We start from the raw sequence: 26029 nt of genomic DNA, 5'->3' as shown, positions 1-26029 counted from the left end.
TTTTAATATGTGAGTAACGGAAAAACAAGCCATTTAAGGAATACAGGCTAAGACCGCCACGTCCTGTGGCAACGCCTGCATGACCCACATCGTGTGGGCCTGAGATGCGCTGCTTATCATTTGGTGACTTTTTGAACAACCTCTTAAATGCAGCTTAGTAGAAGAAGAGAAAGGGAAAATAACATGCAACCAATCACCTACGAATTAATAAAAACCTGTAAGCAAACAGGGGCAAGACTTGGCAAGGTACACACTCCCCATGGATCATTCGAGACACCAATTTTTATGCCTGTTGGAACATTAGCAACAGTAAAAACAATGAGTCCTGAGGAATTAGAAGAGATAGGGGCTAAGATTATTCTTTCTAATACCTATCACCTTTGGTTGAGACCTGGTGAGGACATCATTCAGGAGGCTGGTGGGCTACATTCCTTTATGAATTGGAATGGGTCTATTTTGACGGACTCAGGTGGTTTTCAAGTATTTAGTCTCAGTGATTTGAGACATATTGAAGAGGAAGGTGTCCATTTTCGCAATCATATTAATGGCGAAAAGCTTTTTTTGTCACCAGAAAAAGCGATGCATATCCAAAATGCATTAGGGTCCGACATTATGATGGCATTTGATGAATGTCCACCATATCCTGCTACATATGAATATATGAAGAGTTCTGTAGAAAGGACAAGCAGGTGGGCAGAGCGGTGCCTTTCTGGACATACGAGACCAAATGATCAAGGATTGTTTGGCATTGTACAAGGTGGTGAATACGAGGATTTAAGAAAGCTAAGCGCAAAGGATTTAACTTCTTTAGATTTTCCAGGATATGCAATTGGTGGCTTATCCGTTGGTGAACCGAAAGATGTTATGAACAAAGTTTTAGAATTTACCACACCACTACTTCCAATAAACAAGCCACGCTATTTAATGGGGGTTGGGTCGCCTGATTCACTTATCGATGGAGCGATTAGAGGAATTGATATGTTTGATTGTGTTCTACCAACTCGGATTGCTAGAAATGGGACCTGTATGACATCCATGGGAAGACTAGTAATAAGAAATGCTAAATTTGCACGAGACTTTAGTCCAATTGATGAGAACTGTGACTGTCATGTGTGCAAAAACTATACGCGTGCTTATATTCGACACCTCATCAAAAACAATGAAACATTTGGTTTTCGATTAACTACTTATCATAATCTATATTTTCTGTTAGAATTAATGAAGCAAGTTCGTCAAGCGATTTTAGACGATCGACTTGGAGATTTCAGAAATGAATTCTTTGAACTATATGGTTTTAATAAACCAGATGCTAAAAACTTTTAAATAGAAAGGGGGAAAACAGTTGGATTTACTAGTTCAGTTATCACCAATTATTTTAATGTTTGTGATTTTCTATTTCCTTCTTATACGTCCGCAACAAAAAAAACAAAAGAAAGTCCGCGAGATGCAATCTGATCTTAAAAAGGGTGACAAGATCGTGACCATTGGTGGGTTGCATGGAACTGTTCATGCTGTGAATGAAGGGAACATTGTACTTACAGTGGAAGATGGTACGAAGCTTACATACGACCGTTCCGCAGTTAGAGAAGTTGTAAATCAGGATTAAATGCTGACATCTGCGTCTTCAATAATACGGCGACTTTTTGAACACGCACTTTAAGGTAACCAACAACAGAATAACAATAGAAATGCACAAGAGAATTCCTCTATGAAATCTCTTGTGCATTTTTTATTGTAATTCTATGAATGACTTTAAAGGCTCAAAACCCGCTCGAACGCGTCGTCATAAGAGCAATGAAGACACATACAGGCTCAAAACCCGCTCGAACGCGTCGTCATAAGAGCAATGAGGACGCATACAGGCTCAAAACCCGCTCGAACGCGTCGTCATAAGAGCAATGAAGACACATACAGGCTCAAAACCCGCTCGAACGCGTCGTCATAAGAGCAATGAAGACGCATACAGGCTCAAAACCCGCTCGAACGCGTCGTCATAAGAGCAATGAAGACACATACAGGCTCAAAACCCGCTCGAACGCGTCGTCATAAGAGCAATGAGGACGCATACGGGCTCAAAAACCGAGTGCATGCGTCGTCATAAGAGCGATGAAGACGCATATGGGTTCAAAAACCAAGCGCACGCGTCCTCATAAATCTGATGTGCGCAGCAACACCGAACCGCCCGTGTTGAAAACGGGGGCCCGCACTTTCTTATTCCTATGTTTGTTCCTTTTTTTCATTGCTAAGATTTACTCCTAAGATGCCACCAAATAATGCAGCAATTAAAAAGCCACCTTGCGTAATCATCTGATCAGCGCTAAATCCTTTTTGAAATCCAAGATATTGATACAATAAAACGAATAGGATAAAGCCTAGCCCAGTACTCCCGCCTAATATCCATCCCTTTTCTTTTCCTTTTATTCCCGATGCAACTCCACCAGAAAACAAGGCAATCAAACTTACTGTTAGTGTCACCCAGTCTAAAGTAGAAGATCCGATGGTTGTAAACCGTAGTAAGAGTGCAAGAATTAGGCTAGCTACAAGCATAACTGCAAAAATGACAATCCAACCATATAAAAGTGCCGTAAAACGTGATTTAACCAATTTAATCCCTCCCCGTGTTTGTCCACTTGCTACATTTTATTCTGAAGAAATGAAATTAGAATAAAATATTTTGGGTGTTCGTGAATACATATATAAAAGGATATGTAACTTGTCTTATCTGAGTAAGTGAGTCGCTAATCATGAACATCCGCAGCGATTTGCTATATGTTGACAAGTCGTAAATGAAAGGGGACAACGTATGTCTGCCACCATCGCGATCACCATTTTTGTTGTAAGTTATTTTTTTATAATGACTGAAAAAATGAACCGAGCTCTAGTTTCCCTTTCCGGAGGCGTTTTGCTTTTATTGTCTGGGGTGTATGAATGGGAACAGGCTTTCACTAGTTATATTGATTGGAATACGGTAACATTACTGTTTTCTATGATGATACTCGTTTCGATAACGAAAAAAACGGGGTTGTTTGAATATATTGCGATCCGCTTTGCACAAAAAGTGAAAGGGGAACCTATTCCTCTTCTACTTGGAACAGGGGTTCTGACGGCAATCGGTTCAGCACTTCTGGATAATGTTACAACCGTTTTATTATTTGTACCGATTTTGTTAACCTTAACGAAGCTGTTACAATTACCATCGTTTCCATATCTATTGACGATTATTTTTAGTGCCAATATAGGGGGAACAGCAACCCTAATCGGAGACCCACCAAACATTATGATTGGCCAAGCTGTTGAACATCTAACCTTTTTATCTTTTATCACGAATTTGGCTCCGATCGTTTTTGTGATCTTTGTCATCATGATCACATCTATCATATTTTTGTTTCGGAGACAGCTCATTAGAAACGAAAATAACACCGTAAAATTAATGCAAATGAATGCAGAGGAATATTTAAAAAAAACACCAATGCTTTACCAGTCTATAACTGTATTATTGCTTACCATTTCTGGTTTTTTATTACATCCAATTATTCATATTGAACTGACTACCGTTGCGGCTTTTGGTGCATTACTTTTGCTTTTGTTAACCGACAAGGAAGCTGGTTCAGAAAAAGTTTTTCAAGAAGTTGAGTGGGTTACATTATTTTTCTTTATTGGACTGTTCATGTTAGTAGGTGGCCTAGAAAAAGTCGGGGTTATTGATGAATTAGCAAGAGGCATTATGTGGGCAACAGAAGGAGACTTGACTAAAACCTCTTTTCTCATCTTGTGGACTGCTGGAATATTCTCAGGGATTGTGGACAATATTCCATTTGTTGCCGCAATGATCCCTGTTGTCGAAGAGTTCCAGTCGTATGGGATGGCTAATTTAAATCCACTATGGTGGTCATTGGCTCTTGGTGCATGTCTCGGTGGTAATGGAACGCTTATTGGTGCATCAGCAAACGTTGTAGTAGCTGGCCTTGCTGAAGGCTCTGGTCAACGCTTACCATTTGTTCGTTTTTTGCTATATGGGATTCCTCTAGTTCTTGTTTCCATTATCTTATCAATGATCTATATTTATATTCGATATTTATTACCATTTTCCCAATCATTTACATGATCACATATTTCATTTAAAAAAGGGAATAATGACCGTAAAAGAAATAAGGGAAGTGGGCAGCATTTGGATTTAGAGATAGGTAAAATTATTTTACGAACGATCGGAACATATATCTTGATTGTTATCATTTTTCGATTGATGGGGAAGAGAGAAATAGGAGAATTAGGGATTCTTGATCTTGTTGTGTTCATTATGGTAGCAGAGATGGCAGTATTTTCGATTGAGGATCCTAAAGAGTCGGTAATGCGATCTGTCGTACCAATGTTAGTGTTATTAGCAATACAACGGCTTACCGCATGGATTTCACTAAAAAGTAAATTGTTTAGAAAATGGTTTGAAGGAAAACCATCTATCATAGTATCTAGAGGTAAAATTGATGAGCACGAGATGAAAAAACAGCGGTATAATTTCGATGATCTACTAATGCAGTTACGACAAAACGGTACAAAGAGTGTACAAGATGTTGAATTTGCCATACTGGAACCTTCGGGAAAGCTTTCTATTTTTGAAAAGGCGACAAAGTCCAGTGACACGAGTTCGGATGCGAAAGGGTTTGTTGTACCCTTGATTTTGGACGGTAAAATACAAACAGACGCATTGAATAAAATAAATCACTCTAAAAAGTGGCTTGCAAGTCAATTGCAAGCAAAAGGTTATCCATCCATCGAGGACATATCGTTTTGTTCAATTGACGAAAACAACAATTGGTATATAGATGAAAAAAATGAAAAAAAGTAATAAAACGCTTATCGACAATGTATCGATAAGCGCTTTTACAGTGCGTGTTAGGATAGTAAATGATTTAAATAAGGGATTTGTTTCAGTTCTTCTTTTGTAATAAATTGGAAAACAAAGAGCAAGATGATATATAAACTAGTTAGGATCGTCAAGGAAAAGCCAAGTGTAAGTACGGACGATTCAAACCCAGGGAGAATCGTCTTAAGCATATCTCCAGCCCACCATGTTGACCCCATTAATAACACCATTTTCATGATGTCTATCATGGGAATGCGGAAAGAAATAGCTTTAATCAGTGTTGCTAGATGAAGAAAGGTGACAAGAACGACTCCAACAATTATAGCTAAGGCAACCCCCATAATTCCAAATGTAGCATTTGAGGCTAATGCAATTAATACGATGAATTTCACAACAGCTCCAATTAAACTATTCCACATTGCCGGTTTTGCCAAATCAAGTGCTTGCAGTGCAGCATTTAATGGTGCTTGGAAATATAGTAAAATAAAAAAAGGCGCCATTAGAACGAGAAATTTATTTGCATTTGTTGACCCATACATAAATGAAAGAATTGGAACAGAATAAAGGGTTAAGACAATCGTTGCAAGAGCACCAGATGCAAAGGAAATCCGGATTGCCTGATGGATCCGATAATGAATAAGATTTGGATTATTTCTTGCACCTGCTTCACTAATAGAAGGAACAAGTGCAATCGATAGAGAATTTGTAATAAATGTCGGTAAAAAGAGAAGTGGCATTGCATAACCAGTTAACTCTCCATATTGCTTGGTAGCAACTGCGGTTTGAATACCTGCAATTGCAAGGCTTTGGGAAACGAGAATGGGTTCAAAAAAATGAGACAAAGAGCCGACCATTCTACTCCCTGTACTCGGCAATGCAATGGACATTAATTCCTGTAATGTACTCTTTCCAGACTTCATATAGCTGAAAAAATATCTTCTTAATTTCATGCGCTTACTATTACGAAACATCCAAATTAAGAATAATAAGGAAAACAATTCTCCGAGAATAACGGAAAACATTGCACCAGCTGCTGCAAATTCAACACCGTATGGCAGAAAAATTTTAACAAATAATGCAACACAAGATATCCGTACTACTTGCTCAATAACGAGCGCAATACTTTGCGGTTTCATGTTTTGTCGCCCTTGAAAATATCCTCTTAATACGGATGTAATCGCAACAATCGGCACGATCGGACTTATCGCAATTAGCGGGTATAGGGTTCTTTCGTCGGTCAGTAAGGTAGTTGCAACAAAAGGGGCTAAAAGTATCATGCCAATTGTAAAAATAATACTTAACGTCCCAGTAATAATTAATGAAATGACGAGAATTTGTTTTATTTTTTTTATATTCCCATAGGCCTCTGCTTCTGCCACACGTTTTGAAATAGCAACAGGTAGTCCAAATTGGGTCAACGTAATAATTAAAAATAAAGTAGGGAGTGCCATCATGTATAGTCCTACTCCCTCTTCTCCCATTAGCCTTGCAACTACAATTCTATTTATGAACCCTAAAAATCGTGTGATTAATCCAGCTAAAATTAGGATAAGGGTACCATGTAAAAAACTTTGCTTGGTCATAATGACGACCTGCCTTCTCAAAAAAGTAATTTTCATATACAATGAATGTATATGCGAATAGATGGGCCAAGCATGACATGCTTTCACAAATTTCTTTTGAAGTGGAGTTTCGGGTACATAAGGAGGAAAGTGTAAATGGAAATAAAACGTGTAAGTGAATGGAAGAACCAGATGGAGCCTGTCCTTTCCAGTAAGGTAGATGAATTGAAACAAATGGGCTATTCCCGTACTTCACAAGAAGAAGTGTGGAAATGTTTGGTGAAAAAAGTTTGGAAAGGCGATCCACAAAAACGTCTTCATCAAATAGCAGAGGACATCTTACATTTAGGGTCAACTATTTATTTGAGCTATTTAACAGTTGAAGCTTACCAAGATGATGATTTATTAGCTTCGATCGCTGCACTCACAGAAAATGATGATTGGAATGAAAATGGGTGATCATTGACATAGGATGTAAATTTTTTCTATAATAGTGCGTATTCATCACGTTATACATAGGAATATATTGGAACAGGAGAGAAGGAGGCACATACAACATGACAAAGAGAGGGAGAATCGTTGCCTTTTTTCTAATCGTATTATTGTTTGCCGGAACGATTGGAACAACGATTACTGGAATTACAAAAGACATCAATTTAGGGTTGGATTTGCAAGGTGGATTTGAGATTCTCTATGAGGTAGAACCAGTTGATGAAAACCAAGAGTTAAATCAACAAATGTTAGAAGCGACCACACAAGCATTAAGTGAACGTGTAAATGTGCTTGGTATTAGTGAAACAAATATTGACATAGAAGGGGAAAATCGGATCCGCGTTCAGCTTGCTGGAATTCAAGATCAAACCGAAGCAAGGGAACTATTATCAACTTCTGCCAGGCTATCTTTTAGAGATGTAAATGATAAGGAATATTTAAATGGTACGGACATAGTAGAAGGGAGTGCAAAACAAGACTTTCATCCTACAACGAAAGAACCAATGGTAACGCTAAAAGTAAAAGATGCTTCTAAATTTGCGGATGTTACGAAAACTATTTCGAAAATGAGTAACAGTGAAACCCCATATGCTGATAACAAACTTGTCATTTGGATGGATTACGAAAAAGAGGATGCGTTTGCACAAGAAGTAACGAAAGAAGATCCGAAGTACATTTCGGCACCTAGTGTTTCGGAGACATTGTACACGTCTAATGTCATGATTACTGGAAACTTTTCAGTAGAATCAGCACAACGTTTAGCTGATATTATTAACGCTGGCTCGTTGCCAGTCAACTTAACGGAAATGTATTCGACATCTGTAGGTGCACAGTTTGGGCTTCAGGCAATGGATAAAACAGTGTTTGCAGGATTTGTTGGAATTATTCTTGTCTTCCTATTCATGATTGGATACTATCGACTTCCAGGTGCGATTTCTGTTGTTACGTTAGCCATTTATATTTACCTTATTCTTCTTGTGTTTGAATTGTTAAATGGTGTACTCACTCTCCCTGGAATAGCTGCTCTCATTTTAGGTGTAGGGATGGCTGTTGATGCAAATATCATTACATATGAACGAATAAAGGAAGAATTAAAATCTGGAAAAACAATGATCTCTGCCTTTAAAGCGGGAAACAGTCGTTCTTTGGCGACAATACTAGACGCAAATATAACGACATTGCTCGCTGCTGCTGTCTTGTTCGTATTTGGGACAAGCTCTGTTAAAGGTTTTGCTACCATGTTAATTATTAGTATTTTAGTTAGCTTTTTAACGTCAGTGTATGCGACAAGACTTTTTATTGGATTATGGATAAAAAGTAAATTTCTAAATAAACGTCCAGGCTGGTTTGGTGTAAAACAAGATCAAATACAGGACATAGCCGATAAGTCAGAAGTTGAACCAAAAGTATTTGGGCGCCAGTTTGATATTGTAAAAAATCGAAAAAAATATTTTGCAGTTTCTGGCTTTTTAATCCTAGCAGGAATCCTATCCATGCTTATTTTTCAATTGAATCCTGGAATTGACTTTACAAGTGGATCAAGAGTAGAAGTGTTGGCAGGAAACAGCTTAACGAGTGAAGAGATCGAACAAGAATTTGATGCTCTTGAAGCAACTCCAAATAAAGTAGTTATTTCTGGTGATGAACAGGAAATAGCAGTTGCTAGATTTGATACGGTTTTATCAAAGGGAAAAATCGCCGAAATAAAAGAAGCGTTTGACAATAAATATGGAAATGAACCAAACGTAAGCACCGTATCACCAATTGTCGGCCAAGAGCTTGCGAAAAATGCCGTCATGGCTGTTATCTATGCTTCAATTGGAATTATTATTTATGTTACGCTTCGATTTGAGTTTTATTTTGCATTAACGGCAATTATTGCACTATTACACGATGCCTTTTTCATTCTTGCGTTATTTAGTATTACAAGAATGGAATTTGACATTACCATTATCGCCGCCGTATTGACGATCGTCGGGTATTCGATTAACGATACGATTGTAACGTTTGATCGAATTAGGGAAAATCTAAAACTGAAAAAACGTGTTAAATCATTCAAAGAGCTCGCAGCAATTGTAAACAAAAGTTTAATGCAGACGTTAACAAGAAGTATTAATACGACCATTACAACGATCATCGCAGCGTTAGCACTTTTGTTATTTGGTGCAACATCGATCTTTACGTTTTCTCTTGCATTGGTCATTGGGTTGTTTGCTGGAACCTATAGTTCACTATTCATTGCAGCTCAATTATGGCTTGTATGGCGCGGGAAAAAGATAAAAGAAAAGCCAATTGTGTATGGACAGAAAAAAAACACGGATAGACCCCAAGTGTAAGAGGAGGGATTCATTTGAGAGGACAAACGAATATTATTTTAGCCTTAGTATTTGCTGTGTTTGTCGCTATTTTTGCGGTGATAAATGTAGATCCAGTGCAAGTTAACTATTTATTTGGCAATGGAGAGGCACCTCTTGTTCTCGTTATTTTAATATCCGTATTAATGGGTGGAGTGATTACAGCAGCTGTTGGTGCAGTGAAATTGATTCGGCTCCAGCGTGAGATAAAAACGTTAACGCAGGAAAACAAACGATTAAAGGAAACATTAGAGGGTAATCCTACCGAGACCGATGCAGAGGACAAACAAAAACCAATGGAGAATGATCAAGCACAAGGAGATCAAGAGTAAGATAAACGAAAGAATCTATTTGCTTCCCCCTAACGCACTCTAGTATAATGAGTGAGTTAGGGGTGAATTTATGTTACGAAGCCAAGCAAATTGGAATTATACATATAATGAAACAAAAGCCGATGTAAGCCCACTAGATCAAATGATCGATTCGGACCTCACGAAGCAATTGTTGTGGCAACGTGGTATCACAACGGCAGATCAGGCAGCCCGTTTTTTACATCCTGATCTAAATCACTTACATGATCCAGGCTTATTGCATGATATAGATAAGGCTTGTTTACGTGTGAAAGAAGCAATTGCTAACAAAGAACACATTCTTGTTTATGGTGATTATGATGCAGATGGGGTGAGCTCCACTGCGGTGATGATGGAGGCGCTTTTAGAACTTGGTGCTATATGTGAATTTTATATTCCAAATCGTTTTACAGAAGGCTATGGCCCGAATGAAGTTGCATTTAAAGAAGCGAAAGAACAAGGGTTCCAGCTCATTATTACTGTTGACAATGGAATTGCAGCGGTTCAGGAGGCGGAAGTTGCGAAACAGTTAGGGATTGATTTGATTATTACAGATCACCATGAGGCACAGAAAGACATCCCGACAGCATTTGCAATCATACATCCAAAGTGTTCAAAGGAGTATCCTTTTAAAGAACTAGCTGGTGTTGGAGTTGCTTTTAAATTCGCACAACATCTATTAGGTTATTTTCCTTCCCAGTTACTCGATTTAGTAGTGATTGGAACGATTGCTGATTTGGTTCCTTTGGTTGCTGAGAATAGGGTTCTTGCTCATTTTGGTTTAAAAGCAATTTCGAATTCAAACAGGCCAGGTATTAAGGCTCTAAAAAAGGTATGCAACATAGAAGGTCCGATCACAGAAGAACAGATAGGGTTTATGATTGGTCCGAGAATGAATGCAGTTGGTCGTCTACAAGAAGCAAATCCTGCCGTTGATTTATTACTGACAAAAGATATGGACCAAGCAGTGGAACTAGCCGCCTTTGTACAAGATGTGAACCAGGAGCGTCAAGTGATTGTATCTGAAATTGCAAAAGAAGCAGAACAAATGGTAAACGAAACAGCAGGAGATGCAGATGTCATTATTGTCGCAAAAGAAGGATGGAATGAGGGCGTTTTAGGAATTGTCGCATCAAAGCTTGTAAAGAAATTCGATCGCCCAGCAATCGTTCTATCTATTCACCCGCAAAAAGGGGAAGCTAAAGGATCTGCACGCAGTATTGATGCTTTTGACCTTTTTTCAAGCTGTATGGAAATAAGAGAACATTTTACCCGTTTCGGAGGTCATGCTCAGGCTGCGGGAATGACCCTTCCGATCGATCGTATTGATATCGTACGAAACAAATTACATGCTATTGCTGATCGACAGCTGTCTCCTGAGGATTTTAAACCAGTTCTTTCTATTGATGCAACGACAGATATAGATGCGCTTTCTATTTCGGGTATTGCGGAAATAGAAAAACTAGCACCATTTGGTATGGGTAATCCAAAGCCTTTATTCTTTGTAAAGGGATCCGTAAAGGAAATAAGACAAATCGGCAGTAGACAGAATCATTTAAAGCTCACCATGGCCAATGGACAAGCACTGCTTGATGGTGTTGGTTTTGGTATGGGTAACCTGTACCACCAAATTTCAAAAAGTTCGATGATTCATGCAGTTGGGGAACTAGGAATTAATGAATGGAATGGTCGTCAAAAGGTACAAATCATGTTAAAAGATTTTGAAATACCAGAATGGCAACTATTTGATTATCGCGGCGTACGTTCTATCGAAAAGCAGGTAGCACATGTATTACCTGAAACAGCACTAGCTATTCAACTTAAAGAACATCCACCTAGGTTACACGAACTAAGTGTTCCCGTTCTGTCCTATCAGGAAGTGATGAACCAAGGGATCAATAACGCACATGTAAAGGATCTCATTTTATTAGAAATGCCTGCTACATTAGACGATCTATCCGAAATAGTTGCAGACATACGTCCAGAAAGAATATTTGCATGTTATCAATTAGATGGAGGTTCCTATTTAAAAGGTATCCCAACCAGGGAAGAATTTAAATGGTTTTATGCAATGATGTTAAAAAGAAAACAGTTTCACTTTGAAAAAGAGTTGGACAAGCTGGCTGCTTTTAAAGGTTGGTCTGTTGATAAAATAAAGTTCATCTCAAAAGTGTTTTTTGAATTGGAGTTTGTTAAAATAGAAGATGGTATTTTATATCCTATATCGAAACCGACAAAAAAGGATTTGACCGAATCTGAATTATATCAACAAAGACTGCAACAATTAGATTTGGAAGAAATCCTTTACTATTCAAACTATACGCAATTAAAAAATTGGCTGCAAGAGAACATGAAAGCACCTGCATCATTGAAGGAGGAAGTAATGAGTGGATTATAAAAAATATATTACAGTAGTTGAAGATTGGCCGAAGCAGGGAATCAAGTTTAAAGACATTACGACATTAATGGATGATGGAAAAGCATTTAAATCTGCGGTCGACGAAATTGTAGAATTTTCAAAGGAAAAAGACATTGATTTAGTAGTTGGACCAGAAGCTCGTGGGTTTATCATAGGCTGTCCAGTATCCTATGCCCTAGAGGTTGGTTTTGCCCCGGTTCGAAAAGAAGGCAAATTGCCACGGGAAGTAATAAAGGTGGAATACGGCCTTGAATATGGTAAAAATGTGTTAACCATCCATAAAGATGCGATTAAGCCTGGGCAACGTGTGCTCATTACAGATGACTTACTTGCAACAGGTGGGACGATCGAAGCAACAATTCAATTAGTCGAACAGCTTGGCGGTATTGTAGTTGGTTGTGCTTTCTTAGTTGAACTCACTTACTTGAATGGCAGAGAAAAACTAGATGGTTATAATGTACTTACATTAACAGAATATTAAACGGAGTGAGGAGTGCTTGTTTGTAAGTACTCCTCATCCTCTATAAAAAGAAAGTTTTGTTCGGACACATCATTGTTGTATTACTTTACATTTTTGACGAATTTTTTGATAATATAAAGAAATAAGTAGCGGGATTCATGTTAAATGAAATGGATGCCCGAGTTTTTTAATCTGGACAAGCGTCTGAGCATAACAATACAACCACCATGTTCGTTCGTGGAGGTAGTAATAGAAATTAAGGTGATGAAATGTCGAAAGATCAAATTTTGACAGCAGATGATGTAATGGAACAAGCTGGCAAATATCTCTCAAGTGATGATACAGCCTTTATTCGGCGTGCATATGAGTATGCACATTCTGCTCATGAAGGACAATTTAGGAAGTCTGGAGAAGCCTATATCATTCATCCAGTTCAAGTTGCCAGTATATTGGTACACTTGGAATTAGATCCGGAGACAGTTGCGGGCGGTTTCTTACATGATGTTGTTGAGGATACAAATGTGACGATCGAAAAACTAGAAACAGAGTTTGGCCATGAAGTTGCGATGCTAGTGGATGGTGTAACAAAGCTAGGCAAAATTAAATATAAATCAAAAGAAGCACAACAGGCGGCAAATCACCGTAAAATGTTTGTTGCCATGGCCAAGGATATTCGTGTAATTCTGATTAAGCTCGCCGATCGATTACACAATATGCGTACACTAAAGCATCTTCCGCCTGACAAGCAACGTAGAATCTCAAATGAGACGTTAGAGATTTTTTCACCATTAGCACATCGCCTTGGTATTTCAACGATAAAGTGGGAGTTAGAGGATACGGCGTTAAGGTATTTGAATCCACAGCAATATTATCGCATTGTCCATCTTATGAAACAAAAACGGGAAGAAAGAGAATTTTATATAGAAGATGTAATGTCGGAAGTGCAATCCCAGCTTAAAGAAGTCAATATAAAAGCAGAGATGTCTGGAAGACCAAAGCATTTGTACAGTATTTATCGAAAAATGGTGTTGCAAAACAAGCAATTCAACGAAATTTATGATTTGCTAGCTGTTCGAATTGTCGTCAATAGTATTAAGGATTGTTATGCTGTATTAGGAATCATTCATACATGCTGGAAGCCGATGCCAGGAAGATTTAAAGATTATATTGCAATGCCAAAGCCGAATTTATATCAGTCTTTGCATACGACAGTCATTGGGCCAAAAGGAGATCCACTAGAAGTTCAAATCAGAACACACGAAATGCATCAAATTGCTGAATTCGGGATTGCAGCACATTGGGCGTATAAAGAAGGTAAACAATTAAACAACCAAAAGAATTCATTTGAAGATAAGTTAACATGGTTTAGAGAGATTTTAGAATGGCAAAATGAGACACATGATGCAGAAGAATTTATGGAATCGTTAAAAGTAGATTTGTTTTCTGACATGGTATATGTGTTTACACCAAAAGGGGACGTAATCGAACTTCCATCTGGTTCTGTACCACTTGATTTTGCTTATCGAATCCATACAGAAGTTGGCAATCATACTATTGGAGCAAAGATTAATGGGAAGATGGAGCCACTTGATTATGTACTTAAAACAGGCGATATTGTAGAAGTTATGACTTCTAAACACTCTTATGGCCCTTCACAGGATTGGATTAAATTAACACAAACTTCGCAAGCGAAGAACAAAATAAAGCAGTTTTTCAAAAAACAACGCAAGGATGAAAATGTTGCGAAAGGCAGAGATTTAGTTGAGAAAGAGGTAAAAGCAGCAGATATTGATTTAAAGGAAGTATTTACAACTGAAAATTTAAAACGTGTAGCAGAAAAGTTTAATTTTTCAAATGAAGAGGATATGTTCGCTGCTGTTGGATACCAAGGAATTACTGCTGCACAAATTGCGACAAGACTAACCGAGAAAATTCGAAAACAAAATAACGAACAACATTTAGAACAAACATTAGAAGGAATTAAAACGGAAAAAAAACCATCTCCCTCCTATAAAAAGGACTCCGGTGTACGTGTTGAAGGAGTGGATAACTTACTTGTAAGGCTATCTAAATGCTGTAACCCTGTGCCTGGTGACAATATAACCGGTTATATAACAAAAGGTCGGGGGGTGTCTGTGCATCGGGTTGACTGCCCGAATGTTCAGACGGAAGAAGCAAAAAAACGCATTTTACAGGTGGATTGGGAAAACTCAGTTACACAAAGTAAACAATACCATGTAGATCTTGAAATATCAGGGTATGACCGCCGTGGTCTGTTGAATGAAGTTCTGCAGGCTGTAAATGAAACAAAAACAAATATTACAGCTGTAAATGGTAAATCGGATCGCAATAGGATGGCGTTGATTCACATTACGATCCTAATTCATAACATTAGTCATTTGCGAAAAATTGTGGATCGGATCAAACAAATAAAGGATGTATACACTGTAACTAGAATGCTGCAGTAAACAATACCTACGTGAAGGAGCGCATTGCTGTGAAGGCAGTGATTCAACGAGCTAGAAGTGCGAATGTTTCTGTCAATGGAAAGGTCACAGGGAAAATAGATAGTGGATTAGTCGTGCTCTTGGGTGTTACGCATGATGATACGCCCCAGGATGCATCTTATCTTGCAAATAAAATAGGAAATATCCGAATTTTTGAAGATGAGAACGGGAAAATGAATTTTTCTGTCAAAAATGTTGGTGGAGACGTCCTTTCCATTTCTCAGTTTACGCTTTATGGTGATTGCACTAAAGGTAGAAGACCTAATTTTATGGAAGCGGCTAAAGCCGATACTGCAAAACAATTGTATGAAACATTTAATCATTTTGTAGAACAAGAAGGCATTCATGTTGAAACTGGAGTGTTTGGCGAAATGATGGACGTACAGCTAACAAATGATGGCCCAGTTACACTAATGATCGATAGTAGAAAGAAAAGAGATAATGGGAAATAAGTGGTTGCCGTGAACTATTTACTATGAGAAAATGAATCGTTTATTAGAGAGGAGCTTCTTTTTGAAAGTTACTGTATTAGGTGGGGGAAACGAAATTGGTGCCTCTTGCTTACATATTCAATTTGAAGAAGTGAGTATTTTAATCGATGCAGGGATGCGGATGCATGGAGAAAATAGTTTGCCTATGTTTGGGATGCTTGACGAATTGTCAAAACCAGATATCGTTATTATTACGCATGCCCATGCTGACCATATTGGTGCATTGCCTGTTATTCATGCAATGTATCCAGATGTGCCAGTCTATTCGACACCACCAACAGCAGATTTAATGCAAATCATGATGAAGGATTCCTATAAAATTTTGACTGAACAAAGCCGTTTGACGGAATCGCTTGTGCCTTATACAGAAGAGCAAATGAACAATTTCCTTCAGCAGATTCGTGTGTTTCCAGCAAATGGTGTCTTAGAAATTGCTGGTGTCAAAATCACCTCATATCGTGCGGGGCATATTGTCGGAGCTGTTATGTTTCTGATTGAGGGGAACGGTGAGCGTATTTTGGTTACGGGTGATCTTTCATTCAACGGTGGAAGAACCATACCTGGTGCAAAGGTTGCGGACGATATCCGACCAGATGTTGTCGTCATGGAATCGACATACGGAAATCGCCTGCATACGGATCGTAATACAGAAGAAAAACGTTTAGCAGAGAATGTTGCGGCAACAATTGAAAATGGTGGATTTGCTTTAATTCCAGCCTTCGCGATTGGCCGAGCACAGGAGATACTGCTGATTCTACAGGCTTATATGGAAAAAGGTTTGATTCCGACATTTCCAATCTATGTGGATGGACTTGTTACTCCAGTTTGTCGAGTTTATAAAAATTACCCACATTACTTAAAAGGCCCTGTTGCCCATCGTATTCGTACGAATGGCGATGCCTTTTTAACGGAGGGACGGTGTATCGCTGTCGACTCTAAAAACAGGAATGCAATCGTACAAGGAAACCCAGCCTGTATTGTTGCTTCATCTGGGATGTTGACAGGAGGAGCAAGTGCTTGGTATGCAAGGCATCTCGTTACAGATGAAAAGAATGCAGTTTATCTAACTGGTTATCAGGATGAAGAAAGTCCAGGCAAAAAGCTACTCGCACTTGCAGAAGGAACAGAAAATACGCTGGATATTGATGGCACGACCTATCAGGTGAAGTGCCGTGTTGATAAATTTGGACTATCAGCACATGCAGATGCTAGTGAAATGACCAGATTTATTGAAACGCTTGAGCCAACCTATACACTTCTGGTACATGGGGATGATGAAGCAAGGATTGGCCTTATAGAGAAAATCCACCCGCGATTTCAGCCTGTACTCACCGAGAACGGAGAGACCTATCCATTTGAAAAACGTAAAGAGAAAAAGGGGATCGTTGGAAGAAGATATAAGCGTAATCGGGAACAGGAACTGCTCAGAAATTATATTGGATCTGTTCTTCTGTATAAAAAAGAAGGGGATCAGAATTACAAATTCGGTCTATGCCAAAAAGTGCATCCTAAAATAGCGACCCTTTATTGTGAAACACCTAAAGGAAAGGTGGACAAGGTTGAAGCAAGCAGTGTAGCAGAAACGCTTGGTCCGTGGAATTTATCGATTGAACGATATACAGCAGTAGCATTTGAAGTATTAACGTTTAGTCGACCATATTTAGAAGGAATAAATTGGGACTTATTGCCGGAATATATCGTTTCCTTGCAGGAGATCTTTCAAACACTGCAGGTAACAGATGAAGCACAGCAGTTTGCCATTGCCATAGCACTACAAAGTATCCCTAAAGAATGTCGGCACGTTGATTTGGAGGGAAGAGTCGGATATAGACTAGATAAAAAGGTAAAATTTAAATTAAGCAATCTAGATTTGCCTATTCAGGCGATAAAGATGAATCCAAATCATGCGATGGATCATGTTCGTTCGTACTTTACCGATCATTCGCATTTTTTGCGTTGCGGTGTGCAACAAAATGGGACAGATAATCCGCATATTCTGTTATCATTTGATTTTCCGCAAAGCATAACCAATACGGAACGGAAGCGAGTAATAAAAGACATAAAAAAACGGACGGGCTGGGACACAGTATTTTCTGATTCGGTCAGACACGAGGCCTTCCAGCCGGTGCTATCCTCATTACTGGGGAGTGATGTTGACATGCCGTCCGTTCACATTAACCAATCACTTGTGGTGACCAAAGAACCGAAACCAGAAAACAGCTTGGAAATCTCCAGAAAATTTAATGAAACTACCGGATTCGCGCTGCGTTTTGCTGAAGATCATGATTCAGTTGGGTTGAATAGTAGTAGCACAGAGACTTTTATGGCCAATTCTGATCAAGAACCAATGGAAAATAATCAGGCCATTGCGATCGCGAAACAATATGGCGAGAAAAACAACGTTAAAATTTATAAAACGAGCATGAAAAAGGTAAACGGACAACCTTTGATGGAGTTACATTTTATTTCTCCAGAGATTGCTGTTCAGTATCAAGACATGCTTTTGAACTTAAGTAAGGAGATTGGAATAGCCGTTCAATTTGCAAAACAACCCAAACAAAATGAAATTATTCGGATCACAAATGCATCCATACCACCAGCTTGGGGTATGAAAGGAAACCCATCCGTTCATATGGATAAGGCTGAGGTTTCGATCAAAGTGACCAATGAATTTACAGAAGCTGAACTTGCAGAAGTTCGCGATCATATCTTGAAACAAACTGGATATACCTTACAAGTAAAATAGAGGCTGACAGGGGGGACAAAGACCAAGGTTTTTGTCCCTCTATTGATTTCAAGTACTGAATAGTGATTACTTCTATTTTTTAAGCTAGCCCTTTTCAACATTCCTTCCGATTGGATAAACAATCCTGACCACGATTGTTAATTAGAAAAGTAACGCATTAGGCCGTTAATGACCCCTTTTGCGAGTTTTTCTTGGTAACCCCTTGAAAGGAAATCTCTTTCTGATGCTTCATTTGAAATGAAACCTAGCTCTAATAATACAGCTGGTTGGTGTGTTTGACGTAATACTTGAAAATCTTCTTGTTGCACGCCACGATCGTCTTTACCAGTAGCTTTGATTAATTCTGACTGGATGTCATTTGCTAACGTTTCATTCGTTGGATTTAAATAAAACGTACTTATACCAGAGGCGCTCGGATATGCTGGTGCACTGTTATAATGGATACTGATAAAAGCATCGGGTTGTACGACGTTAGACAAACTTGCTCTCCCGCTTAGCGATATGTATGTATCTGTGTTACGTGTCATGATTACCTCGACCCCAAGCAATTGAAGCTGGTTTTGCAATTCCTTTGCTGTTCGCATTGTAAAATCCTTTTCAACAGCATTGTTTAAATTTATTGCCCCAACATCCCTCCCGCCGTGTCCAACATCAATCACAATCGTTTTCTTAGTTAGACTGGTCTCTTCATACGGGAATGTCTCAGCATCTTTTTCTACTAACCACCCTGCAATGTAGCCAGTTTTTCCCTCCCATTTAATTTGATACCATCCACTAATTTCACGTACAACTTCAAATTGACTTCCCTTATCAGCATATCCAATGATTTCATCGGCTGTCGTTGGACCACTTCTAACATTTGTCTTGTTATATAGTAAAGTAATAGTTGTTTCGTTTTCCTCCTTTTTTCCCTCAGGTATAGTGAGGAATTCTTTCGTTACCCAACCAGTGAAGTCATCGGTTTCAATTTGTACCCACCCTTCGTACTGATCCAGTATCGGATATGTTTCATCCTGATTGACTTGTCCGATTACTTCATAGGAAAGACCAGGACCGCTTCGAACATTTAAATTATCAACATTAATTATTGCATCTTTTGCATAGACAACTGTTGTTATGGTCAATACTAGAAAAAAAACAAGAACGAGGAAAAAGCTTATTTGTTTTCTTTTCACAATAACTCCCCCATCAGTATCGTTCTTCCTTTTTGTGTTCAAAAAGGTGTTCATGATCTTTCATCTCTACTACTAAATAATAATAAATAACATTCATATACGTCAAGAATAGGAGGAGGCAACAATTGGTGAGATATAACGAAAGACAGCAATATGCACATACCTTACAAAATCAATTTGGGGTAGATTTTCATAAATTCATGGAAGCGGAAGGGAATGCGAATCAAATGGAACTTGCGCAAGAATTTGGAATCTCACTCGGTGAAGTGAAAAAATTAAAAGATAAATTAGATCGTGCTTGACAAGTTAGTAATCAGACCTTATGATAATAAACAATTCTAAAAATAACTGGTATAATGGACTTGGTGTAGGGATGGAAATAATTTGAATATAGATTGACTGATGATGGGAAAAGTAGGAAGGTTCACACATGTAAAGAGAAGAAGTGCCGAGGCTGAGAGCAGTTCAACATGTGCCCTTTTGAAAGACATTCTGGAGGTTTAACACTGAATCGAGTAGGTGTAAACGTTATACAGGCGTTAACTGTTAAAGTGGAAGCAATTATTTTGGCTTCAACTAGGGTGGCAACGCGGGTTAACTCTCGTCCCTTTTTCATGGGGACAGGGTTTTTTTTGTGCAAAAAAATGAATAAGGGGGTTATTTTAGTGGACGTAAAAGCGCCTAGAGGTACACAGGATATACTGCCTAGTGAATCGGAGAAATGGCAATACGTGGAGAAAGTATTAACCAATTTGTGTAGGACATTTAACTATAAGGAGATACGCACGCCGATTTTTGAACATACGGAGCTTTTCCAAAGAGGTGTTGGTGATACAACAGATATCGTCCAAAAGGAAATGTACACCTTCAAAGACAAAGGGGATAGGAGTATAACTTTGCGCCCTGAAGGAACCGCTTCAGTTGTTCGGGCGTATGTGCAAAACAAATTGTACGGTTTGCCAACGCAACCATCAAAGTTATTTTATTTTGGACCGATGTTTCGCTATGAACGCCCACAGCAAGGACGTATGAGACAGTTTGTCCAATTTGGTGTAGAGGCATTGGGTAGTGCAGACCCCGCTATTGATGCAGAGGTGATGGCCCTTGCAATGAACAGTTATCAACAACTTGGTTTACAATCATTAAAGCTTGTTATTAATAGTTTGGGTGATGATGCAAGTAGGGAGGCACATCGTAATGCACTAATGGAACATTTTGAACCATATCGAACAGCGCTTTGTAACGATTGCCAAATTCGATTGAACCAAAATCCACTCCGTGTATTGGATTGCAAAGACGATCGAAATCATCCTGCAATGAAAAATGCGCCGTCAATCTTAGATTATCTGAACGATTATTCTAGTACTTATTTTGAAGAAGTGAAGGGTTATTTAGATCAAATGGGCATACCGTATGTTATCGACAAAAATCTAGTAAGAGGCTTGGATTACTATAATCACACAGCATTCGAAATTATGAGTGATGCAGAGGGATTCGGAGCTATTACCACACTCTCTGGGGGTGGTCGCTATAATGGACTTGTAGCGGACTTGGGTGGACCTGAAACCCCAGGAATTGGATTTGCGCTGAGTGTAGAACGACTGTTAATGGCCCTTGAAGCAGAGGGAATTACATTACCAATCGATCAGAAATTGGATTGTTACCTTGTCGCTCTAGGTGAGGAAGCTCAAAAAGAAGCTGTAAGATTAACCTATCAATTAAGAAAAGCGGGTATCCAAGTTGACAAAGACTATATGGATCGGAAATTCAAGGCACAATTTAAAGCAGCGGACAGATTACACGCTAAATATGTCATCGTACTTGGAGAAGAGGAGCTTCAGGATAAAATTGTAAATGTAAAACATATGAAATCAGGAATTCAAAAGGAAGTTCCAGTAAATCAGCTCGTTGATTACTTAAACAAAGAGCTTCAGGGAGGAAACGAACATGACTAGAAAGAGACAGAAAATAGGTGCGTTAAATAAAGAGCACGCCCAACATCGTGTGGAACTGAAGGGATGGGTTCAAAGGCGCCGTGACCTAGGTGGCTTAATCTTCATCGATTTAAGAGATCGTTCTGGAGTGGTGCAAATTGTTTTTAACCCTAAAGTTTCTGAAGAATCGTTAAAAGTTGCGGAATCGGTACGGAGTGAGTATGTGCTTCACATTGAAGGGGAGGTTGTGGAAAGAGACAAATCCACGACAAATCCGAACATGCAAACAGGTGAAATTGAAATACAGGTAGATAGGGTTGACATATTAAATGAAGCAAAAAATCCTCCTTTTTTGATTCAAGACGATACGGATGTTGCCGAAGATATTCGGTTAAAGTATCGCTACCTAGATTTGCGGAGGGAGCCGTTACAACAAACGTTTAAACTTCGCCATCAAACAACCCAAGCCATTCGAAACTATCTAAATGAAGAAGAGTTTTTAGAAATGGAAACACCAATGCTTACAAAAAGCACGCCTGAAGGTGCAAGAGATTATTTAGTTCCAAGTCGTGTTCACCCTGGTGAATTTTATGCATTACCACAATCACCACAATTGTTTAAGCAGCTGTTAATGATCTCTGGTTTTGAAAAGTACTATCAATTTGCTCGTTGCTTTAGGGATGAGGATTTACGTGCCGATCGCCAGCCTGAATTTACCCAAATTGATATCGAAACTTCTTTTATGACGAGTGATGATATAATAGAAATGACAGAAGAAATGATGCAAAAGGTTATGAAAGACGTAAAAGGGATGAAAATCGAGCTACCGTTCAGACGAATGCGATATGATGAGGCAATGGAACGATTTGGTTCTGATAAACCAGATACAAGATTTGGATTAGAGTTGGTGACCGTATCTGACGTTGTAAATGAATCCGACTTTAAAGTGTTCCGTGATGCGATTTCGAATGGTGGAAAAGTAAGTGCAATAAACGTAAAGGGTAAGGCTTCACAATTCTCGCGTAAAGACTTGGATACATTAACAGATTTTACAAAGGTATACGGTGCAAAAGGTCTAGCATGGTTAAAGGTAGAAGATGGTGAATTAAAAGGACCAATAGCAAAATTCTTTAATGAACAAGTTTCTTCTTCATTAAAGAGTCGCCTTCATGCAGAGGATGGCGATGTATTACTGTTTGTTGCAGACAAGATAAAGGTTGTCCATGAGAGCTTAGGAGCGTTACGACTTAAGCTTGGAAAGGAACTCGGTATGATTGACAATGAAAAGTTTGATTTTCTGTGGATTACCGATTGGCCTCTGTTTGAATACGACGAACAATTAAATGACTATTCTGCAGCACATCACCCGTTCACGATGCCAGTTGAGGAAGACATTGATAAACTGGACGAAAATCCAGGAGAAGTTCGAGCCCAAGCCTATGACCTTGTGTTAAATGGATATGAGCTTGGTGGTGGTTCCCTTCGTATATATAAAAAAGAAATTCAAGATAAAATGTTTAAAGTTTTGGGCTTTTCCAAGGAAGAAGCAGAGGATCAGTTCGGTTTCCTTCTAGAAGCATTAGAGTATGGTGCACCACCACATGGGGGAATTGCGCTTGGAGTGGATCGTTTCGTTATGCTTCTATCGGGTAGAAGTAATCTTAGAGATACGATTCTTTTCCCTAAAACTGCTTCGGCATCTTGCTTACTAACTGAAGCTCCTGGCAAAGTAGGTGAAGCACAGCTAGAGGAACTAAATTTACAAATTAACAAACAAAAAAAGGGTTAAAGTGTGTGTACAAAAAGTCGGTAAATTTCATTTGGTGACTTTTTGAACATCCTCTTAAATTTGTAATTAAATTGAAATAGGTTCGTAATACAATTTTCATATTTTGGATATTGTAAGCTCCTTGATAAACGATCCTTAATATGCTATTATTTGTTTAGAATCAATTGGAGGCTTCTTATCCAAAGTTGCTTGCAATACCAATCCTGATGTGTTCGTCTTATCATTACGTTTTGACCGAACATTAATGAATACGGGAGCCTGAAAGTTTCTATATGGCGTGCAAGCCTCATTTTACTTATGAGAGGAAGCATAAAATATGGAACAGGGCACCCACCTGCCGAGAGCGGGTTCAAAACTCACAAAGGACGGCACAATCGGGATTGGACTACATATAAAATCAGATAAAAAAAGCAAAGTTTAAAACTTTGCTTTTTTTGTTTGAAATATCATCGTGCAACTTGCTCTAAGTTACCGTTTTTCTCCATTCGAAATGCTTTTGCAGACATACTCTCGTCCTCATCAAATACGATCATTTTTCTTGCTCTGTCCATAATTTGTATGAGAACTTGGTAGTCTTCTTGGATGGTATTTAGCTGTTCTTGTACGAGTGATAATTTTTTCTTTAATTCTTCATTTTCTTTTTGTAAGTTCTCGGTTTCTCTTTGATAATAATCTAAACTATTTTTTCGGTCGTTTGCGTCTTGATAGTCTTGCTTCAATGTAGTGAGATAGTAAATAACAGAATCTAATGTGATAGACTGATTGCTTCCTTCTGAGTGATCGCTTGTACTACTAGTAGTTGAAGCGGGTTTTTGGTCTACTATATTCGTTGAATCTGGAACCGTGTAAGCAGTTGGAGCAGCAGGAATCGAAACCTTTTCGTTGGATTTCTGTTCTGCTGCCATGGCTCGTTTTTTCTCTTTTCTTTGTCTTTTTGCAATCGCAACTGCTTGGTCGTAACGTCTTCTTACTTCAGCATTCCAACGAAACCCACATGCCGCAGAGGTTCGGTTTAGTTTATCACCAACTTCCTCAAAAGCATTTAATTGCGTACTTCCTTCCCTAATATGTCGTAGTACTGTTTCAGCCAATAACAGGTCATCTTCGTGTGACCATGCATCCTGTCTTATTTTAACCAAAGTGCTACACTCCTTTTCTGATTGAGGTCTGTCCATGAACGTTTTTTTTATTAAATCTAATTTCATAGAACTAGTTTGGTATTTTCACCTAGTATTGCCTCATAGAAAAAGAAATATACGTATTACAAATCATTTTCGTTCTTTTTGTACATGTTTTCATAAACGAATTTAAGTGATTTCTCGAATTTACCCGTATCTTTAGGTTTATAATACATTCTATTCTTGATAGAATCAGGCAGGTATTGTTGTTTTACCCAACCATTCTTGTAATGATGGGGATATTTATACTCGACACCTCTTCCTAAGTGCTTTGCTCCTTGATAGTGTGCATCTTTTAAATGAAGCGGAATTTCCCCTGATTTTCCTTTTCTTATGTCTGACAATGCTTCATCAAGAGCTGTGTAAGCCGTGTTTGATTTAGGAGACAAGCACAATTCAACAATTGCAACAGCAAGTGGGATGCGTGCTTCTGGGAAGCCGACACGTTCTGCTGCTTCTACTGCCGCTAACGCCCTAGGCCCAGCCTGTGGATTTGCAAGTCCTATATCTTCATAGGCACAAACGACCATCCTTCTTGCAATACTATCTAAATCTCCAGCTTCCATTAATCTTCCTAAGTAATGTAATGCTGCATTAACATCACTACCACGAATTGATTTTTGAAATGCGGAGAGCACGTCATAATGTGCATCCCCATTATGATCATGGGAAAAACTTTTTTTCTGCATACATTCCTCAGCAATTTCCAATGGTATAACAATTTCTCCTTCTGTATCAGGTGTGGAAAAGGCAGCAAGTTCTAATCCGTTTAGTGCAGCACGTAGATCACCGTTAGCAGAACTCGAAAAATGTTCAAGTGCTTCATCTGTTAATGTGATCGTCATGTTACCTAGTCCATCTTGATTATCATCCAGTGCTCGTTTTAAGGCATCTTTTACATCTTTTGGCGTCAAAGAATAAAGCTCAAATAAGTGACATCTACTCCGTATTGCTGGGTTTATCGAATGGTAAGGATTACTTGTAGTACAGCCGATCAGCGTAACTTGATTGCTTTCAATGTGTGGAAGCAAAAAGTCTTGTTTGGCCTTGTCAAGACGGTGCACTTCATCCATTATTAAAACGAGCTGGCCAGAAAACTTAGCCTCTTCAACAGCAATTTCCATTTCCTTTTTCTTGTCAACAACAGCGTTTAGCAACTTAAATGGTAGGTTCAAGCTTTTTGCTAAAGCAATTGCCATTGAAGTTTTCCCTGTTCCAGGGGGGCCAAATAAAATCATGGAAGCAAGTCGATTGGCATTTATCATTCTTCTGATCATTTTCCCTTGTCCAATAAGGTGGGCTTGCCCAATAATGTCATCTATATCTTTTGGTCTCATGCGAAAGGCTAACGGTTTATTATTCATCATTTATTTTCCCCTTTGTGAGGTTGTTCAAAAAGTCACCAAATGATAAGTGGCGCATCTCAGGCCCACACGATGTGGGTCATGCAGGCGTTGCCACAGGACGTGGCGGTCTTAGCCTGTATTCCTTAAATGGCTGTTTTTCCGTTACTCACGTATTAAAAGTATACGCTCCGTTACTCAAAACAGCGCCGCCTCGACCTGCTTGCTTCTAATTTGCCGACTTTTTATACGAAAATGGGGGTTATGCTGAATTTTGGCGCAAAAAAGCACCCCCCTTAAATGAAATTGTTCATTTTAAAAATTTATGGAACATTATTGTAGTTAATTATGCTGATTTGTTTTCTTGG

General features: G+C 38.7%; 20 protein-coding genes, 1 other RNA gene and 1 other annotated feature. Of the genes, 16 read left to right on the top strand and 5 right to left on the bottom strand.

Going from position 1 to position 26029, the window contains the following annotated elements:
- Nucleotides 1–183: 183 nt before the first annotated feature.
- Nucleotides 184–1323 (top strand): tRNA guanosine(34) transglycosylase Tgt, encoded by a 1140-nt coding sequence (gene tgt, locus NC797_RS04965; RefSeq protein ID WP_272435637.1) that lies wholly within the window; start codon nucleotides 184–186, stop codon nucleotides 1321–1323.
- Between the two features lie 19 nt (nucleotides 1324–1342).
- On the top strand, nucleotides 1343–1606 hold the full coding sequence (gene yajC, locus NC797_RS04960) for a preprotein translocase subunit YajC (protein ID WP_272435636.1): 264 nt from the start codon (nucleotides 1343–1345) through the stop codon (nucleotides 1604–1606).
- A gap of 611 nt (nucleotides 1607–2217) precedes the next feature.
- Here the strand turns inward: yajC and NC797_RS04955 are convergent.
- A complete protein-coding gene (locus tag NC797_RS04955; protein ID WP_272435635.1) occupies nucleotides 2218–2604 on the bottom strand; it encodes a TIGR04086 family membrane protein in 387 nt (128 codons plus the stop codon).
- Nucleotides 2605–2803: 199 nt separating this feature from the next.
- Between NC797_RS04955 and NC797_RS04950 the strand changes: the two genes are divergently transcribed.
- Together NC797_RS04950 and NC797_RS04945 are read left to right on the top strand one after the other, a co-directional pair.
- Nucleotides 2804–4105, top strand: a complete 1302-nt coding sequence (locus NC797_RS04950; RefSeq protein WP_272435634.1) for an ArsB/NhaD family transporter — start codon at nucleotides 2804–2806, stop codon at nucleotides 4103–4105.
- 63 nt (nucleotides 4106–4168) lie between these two features.
- A complete protein-coding gene (locus tag NC797_RS04945; RefSeq protein ID WP_272435632.1) occupies nucleotides 4169–4843 on the top strand; it encodes a DUF421 domain-containing protein in 675 nt (224 codons plus the stop codon).
- Between the two features lie 47 nt (nucleotides 4844–4890).
- Here the strand turns inward: NC797_RS04945 and spoVB are convergent, their stop codons facing one another.
- Entirely contained in the window at nucleotides 4891–6444 is a 1554-nt protein-coding gene (gene spoVB / locus NC797_RS04940; protein WP_272435631.1) for a stage V sporulation protein B, read from the bottom strand.
- A gap of 135 nt (nucleotides 6445–6579) precedes the next feature.
- Between spoVB and NC797_RS04935 the strand changes: the two genes are divergently transcribed.
- The 8 genes from NC797_RS04935 to NC797_RS04900 all read left to right on the top strand — a co-directional run bounded on the left by NC797_RS04935 (nucleotide 6580) and on the right by NC797_RS04900 (nucleotide 18242).
- Nucleotides 6580–6882, top strand: a complete 303-nt coding sequence (locus NC797_RS04935; protein WP_272435630.1) for a post-transcriptional regulator — start codon at nucleotides 6580–6582, stop codon at nucleotides 6880–6882.
- Between the two features lie 98 nt (nucleotides 6883–6980).
- Complete coding sequence (gene secDF, locus NC797_RS04930; RefSeq protein ID WP_272435629.1) at nucleotides 6981–9251, top strand: protein translocase subunit SecDF; 2271 nt, start codon at nucleotides 6981–6983, stop codon at nucleotides 9249–9251.
- Nucleotides 9252–9265: 14 nt separating this feature from the next.
- Nucleotides 9266–9601: a LapA family protein gene (locus NC797_RS04925; protein WP_272435628.1), complete on the top strand. Its 336-nt coding sequence runs from the start codon at nucleotides 9266–9268 to the stop codon at nucleotides 9599–9601.
- Between the two features lie 70 nt (nucleotides 9602–9671).
- Nucleotides 9672–12017, top strand: a complete 2346-nt coding sequence (recJ, locus tag NC797_RS04920; RefSeq protein ID WP_272435627.1) for a single-stranded-DNA-specific exonuclease RecJ — start codon at nucleotides 9672–9674, stop codon at nucleotides 12015–12017.
- Nucleotides 12007–12519 (top strand): adenine phosphoribosyltransferase, encoded by a 513-nt coding sequence (locus NC797_RS04915; RefSeq protein ID WP_272435626.1) that lies wholly within the window; start codon nucleotides 12007–12009, stop codon nucleotides 12517–12519. The genes recJ and NC797_RS04915 overlap by 11 nt, the downstream gene beginning before the upstream one ends.
- A gap of 248 nt (nucleotides 12520–12767) precedes the next feature.
- Nucleotides 12768–14966 carry a RelA/SpoT family protein gene (locus tag NC797_RS04910; protein WP_272435625.1) on the top strand — a complete coding sequence of 733 codons (2199 nt, stop codon included), beginning with the start codon at nucleotides 12768–12770 and terminating at the stop codon, nucleotides 14964–14966.
- Between the two features lie 29 nt (nucleotides 14967–14995).
- Nucleotides 14996–15457: a D-aminoacyl-tRNA deacylase gene (gene dtd, locus NC797_RS04905; protein ID WP_272435624.1), complete on the top strand. Its 462-nt coding sequence runs from the start codon at nucleotides 14996–14998 to the stop codon at nucleotides 15455–15457.
- 61 nt (nucleotides 15458–15518) lie between these two features.
- A complete protein-coding gene (locus NC797_RS04900) occupies nucleotides 15519–18242 on the top strand; it encodes an MBL fold metallo-hydrolase (RefSeq protein WP_272435623.1) in 2724 nt (907 codons plus the stop codon).
- 137 nt (nucleotides 18243–18379) lie between these two features.
- On the opposite strand, the gene NC797_RS04895 is transcribed toward NC797_RS04900, so the two are convergent.
- Nucleotides 18380–19417: an N-acetylmuramoyl-L-alanine amidase gene (locus tag NC797_RS04895; protein WP_272435622.1), complete on the bottom strand. Its 1038-nt coding sequence runs from the start codon at nucleotides 19415–19417 to the stop codon at nucleotides 18380–18382.
- A 128-nt stretch (nucleotides 19418–19545) separates the two neighbouring features.
- On the opposite strand from NC797_RS04895, the gene NC797_RS04890 reads away from it, so the two are divergent.
- From NC797_RS04890 to ssrS, 4 genes are all read left to right on the top strand, one after another.
- Nucleotides 19546–19719 (top strand): hypothetical protein, encoded by a 174-nt coding sequence (locus tag NC797_RS04890; protein ID WP_272435620.1) that lies wholly within the window; start codon nucleotides 19546–19548, stop codon nucleotides 19717–19719.
- Nucleotides 19720–19810: 91 nt separating this feature from the next.
- Nucleotides 19811–20029 (top strand) — a binding site (T-box leader).
- A 53-nt stretch (nucleotides 20030–20082) separates the two neighbouring features.
- The gene (gene hisS / locus NC797_RS04885; RefSeq protein ID WP_272435619.1) at nucleotides 20083–21372 is read left to right on the top strand and encodes a histidine--tRNA ligase; all 1290 of its coding nucleotides are present in this window, start codon (nucleotides 20083–20085) and stop codon (nucleotides 21370–21372) included.
- The gene (aspS, locus tag NC797_RS04880; protein ID WP_272435618.1) at nucleotides 21365–23140 is read left to right on the top strand and encodes an aspartate--tRNA ligase; all 1776 of its coding nucleotides are present in this window, start codon (nucleotides 21365–21367) and stop codon (nucleotides 23138–23140) included. The genes hisS and aspS overlap by 8 nt, the downstream gene beginning before the upstream one ends.
- A 197-nt stretch (nucleotides 23141–23337) precedes the next feature.
- A non-coding RNA gene (gene ssrS / locus NC797_RS04875) (6S RNA) lies at nucleotides 23338–23525 on the top strand.
- Nucleotides 23526–23586: 61 nt separating this feature from the next.
- Here the strand turns inward: ssrS and NC797_RS04870 are convergent.
- Complete coding sequence (locus tag NC797_RS04870; protein WP_272435617.1) at nucleotides 23587–24279, bottom strand: RsfA family transcriptional regulator; 693 nt, start codon at nucleotides 24277–24279, stop codon at nucleotides 23587–23589.
- Between the two features lie 122 nt (nucleotides 24280–24401).
- Nucleotides 24402–25682, bottom strand: a complete 1281-nt coding sequence (locus NC797_RS04865; RefSeq protein WP_272435830.1) for a replication-associated recombination protein A — start codon at nucleotides 25680–25682, stop codon at nucleotides 24402–24404.
- Between the last annotated feature and the right edge of the window lie 347 nt (nucleotides 25683–26029).

Source organism: Terrihalobacillus insolitus, from assembly GCF_028416575.1.
In the GTDB taxonomy this organism is placed as follows: Bacteria; Bacillota; Bacilli; order Bacillales; family Amphibacillaceae; genus Terrihalobacillus; species Terrihalobacillus insolitus.
Note: the sequence above shows the minus strand (reverse complement) of the source record. Positions and strands in the feature narration are given on the sequence as shown.